Source organism: Edaphosphingomonas laterariae (genome assembly GCF_900188165.1).
In the GTDB taxonomy this organism is placed as follows: Bacteria; Pseudomonadota; Alphaproteobacteria; order Sphingomonadales; family Sphingomonadaceae; genus Sphingomonas_E; species Sphingomonas_E laterariae.
This window is the reverse complement of sequence record NZ_FZOS01000037.1, coordinates 16,080-27,957: the sequence shown is the minus strand read 5'-3', so window position 1 is coordinate 27,957 and position 11,878 is coordinate 16,080. Positions and strand designations below refer to the sequence as shown.

Below are 11,878 nucleotides of genomic sequence, written 5' to 3'. Positions count from 1 at the left end.
CCGGGGCGCCATCATCGCTGGGATCGAAGTGCCCGGACTTGAGGATGTGTCTCGTCTTGGCGATTTGCCGATGATTGTGCTCGACCGGGCGGACCGGCTTGCGCTGAAGCTTGGAACATAGAGGGAGTGATTTTATAACATATTGATATAAAAGGATAAAAGACTGATAATAGGGATTATGTTAAATCGAGGCAGCGGTGGTCACGGGTTTTCTACATAGGTGATATAGAACCCCCGGATCATCCGGTGCTCCTGCATGCGTTCCCCGAGTGAAAAGCCGTTCATCTTGCGAGGTGTCGGCTGAAAGATATCGAGCCCCCGGTCCAGCACCAGCTTCCAGCCGGTATCCGTAGTGATGTCGCGCGCATGCAGCGCTCCGGAACCATCAAAGGCCCAGGTGAAATCAATGCCCGTGCCCGTGCAGGCCTCGGCGATTCCGTCCAGGCACTCCCGCTGCTCCTGAATATTCCCGTCGTCCGGAGCCGTGACGAGATGCACCGCGACCTGATCTTCGGGCTGCTTGCGCCGGATCAGCATCTCAATCAGTTCCATCACGTTGCGCGCCTGATGGAACTTCCGGATGTAGGGATCGGTGACGATGATCCGTGCCGCTCCATCAGTCCAAGGGCCAAAGATCTTGTCGAAACTGATACCCTTGCGGTTTTCCGTGAAAACGACATGCCCCGGCTTCGGAACGACAGCAGGAGGGGCGGCGGCAGACGCAGCAGAAGCGGCAGGCGTGGATGCCGGCTGTGCTGGAATCGGCGCGATCTCGGGTTGGCCCGCACCTTCATCCCCCTCGCCGGCCGAGCGGCGATGGTAGAACTGGGGAAACTCTTCTTCCTCAAGGGTAGTGACAGCGCGCTTCGATCCATCCGGCGCAACATAATGGAAGTCGGCGGCCTCGAAGGTGCTGTCGATCCGCAAAAGCTGGTCTTTCACCCGCTTGCGGCATTCAATCGCGAACCGCAGCAGTTCCTCAACTTCGGCTTCGGTCTCGTCTCCATTCGGGAAGATCAGTTTCAGCAGGCCCGACATGGTCTTGTTGATCGCCGCGCGGTCCCGGATATGGGTCTGGACGGGAACGGTAAAGAAGCGATCCGGCCGGTGCGAAAAGTCCTCGGCCCGCAGGTGGCGCAGGATTTCGGCAAGGTAGTCGACGATGAACCCATAGCCGGATGTGAACATCTGGCCGCGGATGATATCGATCTCCCATCCAGGCAGATAGGCATGCAATCGATCGATGAAGGCGCTGTCGTGGAACTGCGGCGGCAGAGCTTCGAACAGGTCGGTGTTCTTCAGCATCCACGGCACGTTATGGTCGGTATTGCCGACGAAGGCGAAACTCGCTTCAGCCCCCATGGGGTTCACCCCGCGCGAGAACTGCTTGTTCGCCATATAATTCTTCATGATATCGACAAGCGCCTTGTTGGCCGTCTTCTCGCGCCCGGCGAATTCGTCGAAGGCGACGACATCCCAATAACCAACCAGACCGATCCGCCCGTTGGAGTTGTTCACGAAGAGCTTGGGAACCGTGACTTCGCCGCCCGAGATCAGCTGGCCATGGGGTGAGAATTCGGAATAGATGTGCGACTTGCCCGTTCCCTTCGGCCCAAGCTCGATGAGATTGTAGTTTCGTTCGACGAACGGGATCAGGCGCAACAGCTGCAAAAGCTTTGACCTGCGCCCGAACATGGACGGATCAAAGCCGATGCTTTGCATGAGCAGGTCGATCCATTCCTCGGTGGTGAATTTGCCGCGCGTTTCGCGATAGCCATCATAGTCGACGCGGGCGATCTGGATCGGTTTCAGCGTGTCTATGATCCACGGAGAGATCCGGCTGTCTTCCGAAAACTCATACTGCACATCTGCGATGCACCAGATACCCGTTACGAGCAGCTTGGGATGCGCCTTGACCGTGGCGCTGTCGATCGCGACCCGCTTGATCCCAAGATTTTCAAAAACCGCCTCATAGGCGTCGGTCTTTTCGTTCAGCGCCACGCTGACCTGGTCGATGACCTTGTAGCGGCCCCGCTCCTTGATCGTCGACTGGACCAGTCCCGCTTCCGAACGATGCACGTAATGCTTGCGCAGGATATCCTTGACCGTCTCGATACCCGTCGCGATCGAAGCTTCGTCGTCGGTCGCGCAATATTGGCCCAGCAGATATTCGAGCACATAGGTGGGAACGATGGCGTTCCCCTTCACGGCCTTCACCAGATCCTTGCGAACCACGAAACCGGCAAAATGCTCGTTGATCTTGTCATCAAGGGTCGACATCGGCACCTCAGAAATCGAAATCTGTGCTGATCCCGCGTTTCAGCAGCAGGGGCTGCGAAGCGTGATCTTCGAAATGGCTGGTCTTGCCGATGCGCGTACGCAGCTTCAGGAAGACCGTCTGATTGTTGTGGGCGTCCGCGGCCCGCGACAGCAGGAAATTGCGCGAAAGCTCGCGCTCGCGCGGGTTCTCGGACACAAAATCGAAATCCAGCTCGACTTCGTCAGAGATGAGCGTTCCATCTCCCGCAAAGATTGCCGCATGGATCTGCCGGGGTTGCTGTTTATCGGTAACCGGCTCTGCCTGATAGAATGTCATCTGGATCTGCCCTGTGGTGATCTGGGCACGGGCCGGCGGGATGATCTGCACCGACACCTGTCCGACATCTTCCTTGCGCTGCTTGCCGACCCGCAGGACAGGCAGGACGATCTCCTGCAAGCTCGCTCCGCCATGGACAAAGCGGCTGCCTGATCCTTTCACGCGCAGACGGTTGATTGAGTTGGGGATCAAGATGTCCTGATCTCCATCTAGGCCAAGCTCGGCGGCGGTGAACTTCTTCATGCCACCTGTGCTGCTGAGCCCTCGGCCGATCACGAAGCGACGATTGCGTGTTACCACCTCGCCTTCTGGCTCGCCCAGCGCAAAGCCGCTCTCCTCCAAGGCCCTGTGCTGCCACAGGAAGCCGTGATCTGCGGTGATCAGAATGTTCGAGAAGTTGGCCGAGGTCAGCTTGCGGACCAATTTTACCAGATCCTCGATGGCCGTCTCCGCCGCCGCCGGCACATTTTCCTCTGTGGCCAGCTTGTCTCCGATCGCGTCGATCTGGTTGTGATAGAGGTACAGGACATCATGATCCCGGAAGAGGTCACGGCCCTCTGACGATCCCAGATTCATGAAGTCCTTTGCCGCCAGAACCCTTACCCTGTCCCCTGCCCTGCCCGCCGCCAGCGCCTTTTCACGGGCGGCCGCGCCCATGGTGCTTTCGCCGTCCAGCATCACCAGATCATTGTCATCTCGGATCGCCAGTTGCCGGTGCGGCAAGAGCGCGGCCATGCCCAGCTGGGTATAGCTCGGCAAGACCCCGACCATCGGCTTCAGCTCGGCGTCGAACCGGTTGAGCTTGCGGATCTCGCGCAGCGCCTCCTCGGCCACCTCATAGCGCAGCGCATCCGAGATGATGACGACGACCTTCTGATCCTTGCGCCGGTATTCAGCGGCCTGTTCCCGGTAGAAATCCACCTGACGGGGAAAGCCCGGAGCTGCCCAGTCCGTAAGGCGGGCAACCTGGTCCTGCCAGGCATCGTTCAGCTTCAGCACGAAATTGGTAGTGTAGCGGTTCTCAACCGCCTCATAGAGCGCGGAGAGCAACCCGGACTGCCCGCTTTTCTGCATATGATAGATGAACTTGCGGTAGAGCTGGTCCAGCCGGAACCAGCTTGCGGAATAGCGCCTCACACCATCGGACAGACTGGTCATGGACAGGTCGGCCTCGGCCAGAGCCTGCTGAAATTCTGTCGCGTAGCCAATGGCCTGATAGACGTCGGCGTATCGGTCATACCAATGGCTCTGACGGCGATCGCGCACCCATTTGAGCACATCTGTGGCTGCCAGGCTCTGCTGGGCCAGCCCCTCGACAATGGCGATAACGATCCGCCGGTCCACCTCCTCGAAATGATCATGCGGGATCAGGCGCCGAAAATCGCGTGACGCCAGATCATCCCTGATCTTCAGCACATCCTGATAGTCGCCCGACAGCTTCTCGAACGCTTCACCCCACCGGCGCGAGGCGCTCCAGCGGCGGAACATCAGCGCGGCATCGGTATTGAGGGCCGCCGCCTCGCCCATCGCCCGCGCCCAGGCGCTGGAAAACAGCATGATGGCGAAATCCTGAAAATCCGGGGCATCCGCCGCATAACCATAGCGCGCCGAAACCTCCTTCCAGAAGAACGCCGCCAGCCCGACCCGTTCCACCAAACGCAGCGCATCGTCACGGTCTTCGGCCAGTTCGGCCAGCAACGCCTCGATCACCGTATCGAGATCACCATCCGCACCGGCGCAGACCGCCAACATCTTGCGGCGGACATCGTTGGCGCTTTGCGATGGCCGCTCGCGCTCGATGGCGCGCAGCGCTTCCAGACGCTTGCCGGAACGGTAGAATTCGGCGTGGTCGCGTACGGCGGCTTCGTATTTCGCCGGGATGCCCAAATCGGCCACCCAGATCGCCGCCTGGTCGGCGCGGAACACCGCCGTGGCCAGTTGCACATCCAGCAACCAGTTTTCCGCCATCGGCGGCTCGGGCCCATCCTTGTACAGCAGGAACCGCGCCGCCGGCTCCTGCCGCAGTACGCGATATTTCAGGCCAAACTCGTTGTTGGCGATCTCCACCTTGGTCACGCCGGGCAGGTCCACCGCATCGAACGCCCCGCGGAGATCGCGGGCCGCGTCATACCAGAAGACGATACGATGCCCCTGGTCCTCATAGAGCCGCCTCAGCCCGGCGGTGATGCGGTCAGTCATCCGCGGCCTCCAGCCCCTTGATCGGCTTCAGCGCGCCGGCGAACAGCGGATAGTTGCGCTTCACGCCGTCGTCGAGATCGATGGCGATCTTCTGCTGCGCCATCGGATAGACGACATCGCGTTCCCATTCGGTCAGCTCGGCGATCTGCTTGATCACCGTGGTCGTTTCCTTCTGTGCCTTCGTTTGCTGGGCGGGTGTAGCCGCAGGATCGAGGGCCAGCTTCTCCAGCTGCGCGCGCTCGACCTCCAGCTTGTGGATGAACTCGCGTACATACTGGTTCAGCACCACCGAGACCGTATCCGGCCGATAGCGGTGCATATAGATCAGCGCATTGAAGCTGCCCTTGGGGCTGGAGAACATCCAGTAGATCGGGCGTTTCTTGTAGCGGCGGACGTGGTAATCGAAGAAGTCCTTCGTGAACCACTTGCGCAGATCCTTGCCGAGGGCGGCTTCCACAAAGGCAAGGTTTTCGCGGAACTTCGCATCGCCAAAGGTGACGCGCAGGAAATCGCGAGCGCGAGTGACGATGTCATCGACGAACCAGTCGGCATCGAGGACCGGGATGACATTGTCGCGGTCGGGCGCGAAGCTGGGTTCCGGCACGCGAGCCAGATACTCCTCAATCCCCTCGCCCTCATTGGCGAGGATCAGGCCGGGCGCGTCAAGGCTGTAGCGCCCGAACATACAGCCCACGGCATAGTGGAGGAACTCGGCGACCGTATCCTCACGCAGCCGCGCCTCTCGGTCCTCCTCGGTGTTCTTCACGCCATAGCGATAGGCCGGGTTACAAGTGAGAGTGATTTCGTCGATCGGCACCTCGGGGGTGAGTTCGTCCTGGAGCCCATAGGCGTCAATGAAGATGCGGTTGTTCTCTTCCTCCAACCGGTGCATTTCGTCAGTCATGTCCTGCCAGTGGGCGCGGAGATTGGCGTAGCTGGCCTCCAGCGTCCCGGCCCGGTGATCGGGCGAGAGCAGCGGCAGCGTTGTGAAATCCCAAGATGTTTCATAATCGTCCCAGTCCGCCTTACTGCAATTTATGATTCTTTCTACGATTCCCGATGCATGCGATGCTGCTGCGGCTCGATTCTTAGCGGGTAGAACAGGTATTTTACTCAGATGTTCAGCTTCAAAATTGAGAGTTGGTGACAATGCTTGCAAAACCGATGTTACTACGGCGGAGTTCAGTAACCCCGTGAAATATGAAAAATCTTCCCTGCTTTCGAAAAAAACGGCCGATCCGGCGACATCAAAGATAAACCCTTCAGGAAAATATCTAACTGCAAAAGACCCCGTTGATATTTTCGACCAACTTACGCTCTGACTAAAGTAATGATCTTGATTTTTTAGGCGACCTCCGGGGCGTGTTTTATTTAGTTCCTCATGGAACTCCTTAATTTCCTCTCCATCATTTTTGAAATTAATGATAAATTCTTGATTCCCATACCAGCGACGAAACTCTCCGCCTTTATTGTAGGGAAACCATTTCTGCGCGGCAGCAGCAGCGGATGCTCTGTTTGCATGCCCAAACCCGATTCTTTGACAAGAGACCTCGGTCCAAGATCGTAAGAAACGGTCATTGTCTGAGGTCGTAGCACCTTGCCTCGGCTTCGCTATTTGACTGAGACCATTTAGCGTACGAAACAGTTCGTAGAAACGTTCAGTTTGCCAATAAACGATCGGGCTACTAGGAATCTTAGCAATGTCATCTGCCGAGGCGCGATAGAACCAGCCGCAGTTCGGATTTTGGATCGCCTCCCGCAGCTGTAAGACCTTTTCCCTTTCGGAATCGCCTTCGACAAGGCGTATAAACTCACCCCTCCTGCCCTCGTCATGAGCATTTTTAATCACGAAAGACGTTGTCGAAACTACAACACCGCCAATTGTATCAAAACCGCGCTCGCCGATGTGGGCCATGGATAAGATCGTTGCATTCGACAACAACGTCCCGCGTAGTTTTTCATAAGATGACAGGAACATCCACGACTGCATGTTTATCATCGCCATCAGGCCGCGCTTAGCGCAAAGCCCAAGCGCTCGCTCCATGAACACAGCAAAGAGGTCGGACTTGCTATCGGGATAGTTGGCCTTAACGAAGTCGCCCAATTTTCCGTTCATACCTTTGCCGCCCATGTAGGGAGGGTTGGCCACCACAACGTGGTACTTCGGCGAAAGCGCCTCAGCCATGCTCAGCACGGCTACAACGCGCGCCTGCACTTCCTTCAGCAGTAAGTCAGATCCGAAATCCCGCGCCGCCACCAGTCGCAGCGTCTCGATCGGGTCGCGCAGCTTCGGCACGATCAGCGAACCGAAGTTCTTCGCTTGCTCGAATTGCCCGAGGGTCTCGCGCAGTTCGTCGGTGAACAGATCCTTGCCCACCACGGCGGCGACGTCCTGCATTTCAGCGGGGGGGAAGCGGACATCCTGCAGCACCACTACGTCGGGCTTTTCCTCCATACGCAGGAACCGTCGCCGCCCGAGCTTTGCCGCAGCCTTCATTGACAATGCAAAGGCCGCCAAGGCGCCAGCGCGGTCGTCAATCTCGATGCCGGTCAGGTTGTGCCGCAGGATTAGGCCTGGGATCTCGGCCGCGTCATGGCCTTCCTCGGCATAGATTTCATAAAGAAGGTCGAAGGCATAGGTCAGCATATGACCCGACCCGCAAGCCGGATCGCAGATACAGATATCCTCGGCCCGCTGAATGCGCAGGAAATCCGTTTCCGGCTCCTCCGGCGCGATGTAATAGTCCATCTTCGCCGCCAGCCCCGAGCCAGGCCGGTTCAGCAGCCACAGCCGCCCCAGCGAGTTCTCCACCAGATAGCGCACGATCCAATGCGGCGTGAACAGCTGTGTCGCCGCCGGAATATTCTCTGCCGTGATCTTCTGGTTCTTCTTCAGGCCCGCGAAAACCTGGTCCTTCTTCTCCGAGATGTAGAACTGGTAGAGCCAGCCGATGATCTCGACATCCTCGCAGGCGTCCTCGGTCATCACCTCGCGCAGGCGGGCGAGGATGCTGTCCGGCGACAGAAGATCGTCGGGTATCAGCAGTTCGGTGTAATCCTCGGCCCGGTCGAGCATATCGGCGCGCTCGAACATATAGGGCATCGCGTGATGCCATTCATTGCAGGCATGGATCAGCAGCAGCCGATAAGCCTCCGCCTGCCCGTCATGGGCCGGGCGGGTGCCGTTCAAATATTCGGCGATCTCGGGGCGGGCGCGATCCGGCAGGTTGCCGGCCATCGCCTCGGCCAGAATCTCGGGCCGGGTGGCGCCATCGGCAGGAGATACCACGCGCGGGTTGGTCAGGCCCGTCACATCCATGAAGCGCAGCGCGGTAAAGCGGTTGAACCATGTGTAGGCGGCCTGCTCGATCACCTGCCCGCGGTTGCTGCTGGCGGCGGCTTCGAGCCTGGCAATTGCCGCGGGATGCTCGCGGCGAGCCGCGGCGCCCTCGGCCAGCACCATGTCCAGTCGGGCGGTGACCTGCGCGATCAACAGGTTGCGCGCGCTTTGCGCAAATTTCTTCAGGGCGTTGGTATCCATCAGACAATCACTTTCTTGCCCGCGCCGATCTCGGCCAGCAGGGTCCTTTTCATCTCATCAAGGTATCGGGTCACATCGTCCTCATCTTCGAGATAGGTTTTCGCAAAGGGGACGTTGATAGACTGCGCCTTGATATATTGGGGCCTTGTCGGTGCCGGCGGCACCTGAGGCGCCGCCGGGGCCGCGGCAACGCCGCCGGCAGGTTGTGACTGGGGCGTGGGAGCCGGCGCGGGTGCAGGCGTCAGTTCGGCGATCCAGGTGAGCGTATCGGCCAGGAGGTTGGATCGGACTTCCGTCGCCCGATGCCGCAAGGCTGGGATCAGGGTTTGCGAAGCAAGGCCGGCCTTCTGGTCGGCAAGCCCGTCGCGGATGTGCGTCTGCGCCTCTGGCGGTAGTGCACGGAACTCCGAAGTATGGGCGATTTTCTCCGCCACCTCGTCGATCGCCGCGATGACCCCGTTGCGCTCAGTCAGAACCGTTTGCTCGATGCGCTCCTTCAGGGCGTAGAAATCCGCCTTCAGTGCCTGAATCGCGGTGCCCTTGAAGCACTGCGGATCGCCAAGAACCCGGCGCAACGTTTCGGCGGCCGAATCTTCGGCGAAGGCAAGGTTCTGGTCCTGCACGGTCAGGAAGGAACGCACCTCATCATAGATGCCCTTCTGCGGTCCGGACATGAAGCTGCGGACCTTGTCGAGGATGTCCTCCTTCGCATCCAGCAGCTGATCTTCTTGGCTGACAGGGCCGGTAATGAACCATGTCGCCGGCTGATCACGCATAGCGTCGAGCTGGGTGCGCAGCGGATCGAGGGCCGCAATAAAGGGGTAGCCCGTCAATTGCCTGCCAAGACCCTCCAGTTCGCCGGTCAGCTTGCGCAACTGCGCCTGCCACTCCGTCCCCAGACTGCGGGCGTCATTGCCCGAGGCAGGCAAATCGAACAGGGCCTGGAACAGTTCGCGCGATTTTCGAATCTGGGCGGCGGTGAATTCGATCTGCGGCGAAAGGAGGATATTGCCAAGCGCATGGCTGTTGCGCAGCCCCTGGATCAGCGCCTCCCCTTCCAGCACGGTGCTATCGGCGCGCGCCTCAAGCTTGCCGCGTGCGACAAGGCTCGCGGTCAGGCACAGGACCGCGATGGTAGGCCAGCCATAAGGTTTGGCGCCGAATTTCTCGACCAAAGCCTTGGCAGAAACCCGTGTGCCAAGGCGCATCTGTGCTTGGGCATGGTTCAGTACGTCCTGCTCGGCTTCGGTCAGGCCGCTGCCTTCGCCGCCGAAAAGCCCGCCATCGACGCGGCCTGCGCGCCCAAGATCGGCTTCGGTATAGGTAGCGCCGCGCAGGACCGGCAGGCTGGTGTAGACCTTGTCCACCAGGACCTGGAAGCCTTTGACCAGTCGCTCCTGCGGGTCCTCACCCCCGATTTCCAGTTCGGTGCCCCGCACGAACAGCCGCGCGTCCGCGATCAGACTGCGCAGCCGCTGCACCAGTTCCTTTTCACGGCGCGTGTTCTGATCGCGCTTTTCCGCAATAATACGATCGCGGCCAGGCTGGGCGTCCCCGCTCGTCACTTGCCGGGCAAATTTTACCGTCTGGAGCCAAAGGACCAGATCGCGCGTGAAGCGCACATCCCGCCCCAACAGCACGACCATCTCATCGCTGGCCATGCTGTTCGAGCGAACCACATCCGGTTCGTCGGAATCGTCGCTGAAGGGCGAGATGATATTCACCGAAAGCTCATGCTCCCGGTTCAGGCTGTGCCCATCGAGCTTGCGGGTGAAAGCATAGTCGACGCCGGTACCGGTATGTTTTATCTTTCCGTGACGGAGGATGGTGCCGAAGGCCAGTTCGTCGAGCTGGCGCTCGATTTCGGCGGGATCGACCGCAATCGCCTTGATCTCAGCTTCGACATCTTTCTCCTCATTGGTGAGGAATTCGTACACCTCGCCGTTGCGCTGGATCAGCGTCTGGCGCTCGAGAAGCGACAATGCCTCTTCGATATTGCGGCGCTGCTCGGTCTGATCCGCCTCGAACCGGGACAGCAGGAGGATCGCGATATTGCGAGCGGTCGGTTTGAATTCCTTGACGTATTTTACAAGGAAAAGGACCTTCAGCACCCGCACCGCGAAATCATCGCCCAGGTTCTTTTCGGCGAGCTGGATCGATTGCTGGACCGATGATTTCAGGGCGGTGCGGATCCCCTCGAACATCAGGTCGAAGGTTGCGAGGCCCCCTACCGGCGTATCGGCCAGCCGCTTGGCCACCTCCTGAAAGACGCCCAACATCGAGCGTTCGCCGACCGAGCTATGCTTGCCCTCGAACGCGTTATGCTGCGAGAGTCCCATGATCGCGCGCTGGAACAGATCATATTGGTAGTTCGGGAACGGGTAGCTTGCGACGAACTGGTCTTTTCCGGAGAAATTCCTGAACTTGAAGGAATTGTCGCCGAAATCGAACAGAGTGCGCATGTTATTTTCCTCGGCATCGTAGTGATTGCCAAGGGTGATCTGGCCCGCCTCGGTCTTGGCCAGTAGGCGGCGCTGGATGACTTCGGCCACGTCCTGGGAATTTAGCGGCATCCGGTTGGCGAAGCGCGCCTGAATCTTCGAGAAATCATTCTCCTGCTGCGCCGTCAGATCGCCGATAACCGAACCCATGTCCTGCTGGGCGGTAACCACAATCCAGGCCTGTCCCTTACACTTCGTGTTCAGGCTTTCGGCAATGGTCTGCAGGTTCGTCATCAGTTTGACGTTGTCGGCGATATACTGACCCACCTCATCGACAAAAAAGTTCAGCCGGAATTTCGGGCCCTGCGCATCGATCCACGATTTCACCATGTTGGCAAAGTCCTCGATCGAGACCTTCGTGTCCTTGCGATACTGGCCAAGAATATCCTTGACCTCGTCGCCCGTGACCTCCGCGAATGCCGCGGCAATGTGCTTGCCTTCCATCAGCGCCTGCTCACGCCCTCGCTCCCAGGCTTTGCCGGAAGACCGCATGAAGGCTGCCCTGAAGGCGTCGAGCTTGCCGCGGCTATCCAGATCACGCTCGAACTGCGCGATATGCGGGAGCTTGCCATAATAGCCGCACATCTCGTCAAAGACCTTCTGGAAGACGGCCAGAAGAGCATCGACATCGGTCTTCGAGATCACATCCGCTTTCTGGTCGATATTGAACAACACCGACCGGGACGGGATCGATACCGCTTTGCGCAAGGCGCCCGCCAGCATCGGGTTACCGGCCAGCTTGCGCTCGAAGATTTCGACGGCGCGCTGTCCCTCGACCTCGTCGTTTTCGAGCAGAAGAGCGAGCATCTTCAGAAGGTGGGATTTTCCCGACCCGAAGAAGCCCGAAATCCACACCCCATTCGCGGTATCATAATTGTTGTAGGCGTCGAGGAATTGCTCGAGCCGGGCGCCAATCTCGTTGGTGATGACATATTCATCGAGCTCTGTCAGGAGGCTGGCCTTGTCATCAGCCTTGATCACCCCATCGATCGAGCGGTCGACCGGCTTGGCAAAGATATCACGCAGAAGAGTAGCCATCGG

4 protein-coding genes are annotated in these 11,878 nt (G+C 59.1%); all 4 read right to left on the bottom strand.

Annotated features, from left to right (window positions below):
* Positions 1 to 201: 201 nt before the first annotated feature.
* The 4 genes from brxL to brxC are packed head-to-tail and all read right to left on the bottom strand — an operon-like array spanning position 202 to position 11,875.
* Complete coding sequence (brxL, locus tag CHB74_RS19000; protein WP_089221084.1) at positions 202 to 2,280, bottom strand: BREX system Lon protease-like protein BrxL; 2,079 nt, start codon at positions 2,278 to 2,280, stop codon at positions 202 to 204.
* A 7-nt stretch (positions 2,281 to 2,287) separates the two neighbouring features.
* Entirely contained in the window at positions 2,288 to 4,795 is a 2,508-nt protein-coding gene (gene pglZ, locus CHB74_RS18995; RefSeq protein ID WP_089221083.1) for a BREX-1 system phosphatase PglZ type A, read from the bottom strand.
* Entirely contained in the window at positions 4,788 to 8,336 is a 3,549-nt protein-coding gene (pglX, locus tag CHB74_RS18990; RefSeq protein ID WP_089221082.1) for a BREX-1 system adenine-specific DNA-methyltransferase PglX, read from the bottom strand. Before pglX ends, pglZ begins: the two co-directional genes overlap by 8 nt.
* Positions 8,336 to 11,875, bottom strand: a complete 3,540-nt coding sequence (brxC, locus tag CHB74_RS18985; protein WP_089221081.1) for a BREX system P-loop protein BrxC — start codon at positions 11,873 to 11,875, stop codon at positions 8,336 to 8,338. The genes pglX and brxC overlap by 1 nt, the downstream gene beginning before the upstream one ends.
* Positions 11,876 to 11,878 lie beyond the last annotated feature (3 nt).

What these genes read in the sequence shown, in the direction of transcription:
- pglZ (WP_089221083.1), bottom strand. Translation starts at nt 4,795, where the DNA reads ATGACTGACCGCATCACCGCCGGGCTGAGGCGGCTCTATGAGGACCAG.
- brxL (WP_089221084.1), bottom strand. Translation starts at nt 2,280, where the DNA reads ATGTCGACCCTTGATGACAAGATCAACGAGCATTTTGCCGGTTTCGTG.
- brxC (WP_089221081.1), bottom strand. Translation starts at nt 11,875, where the DNA reads ATGGCTACTCTTCTGCGTGATATCTTTGCCAAGCCGGTCGACCGCTCG.
- pglX (WP_089221082.1), bottom strand. Translation starts at nt 8,336, where the DNA reads ATGGATACCAACGCCCTGAAGAAATTTGCGCAAAGCGCGCGCAACCTG.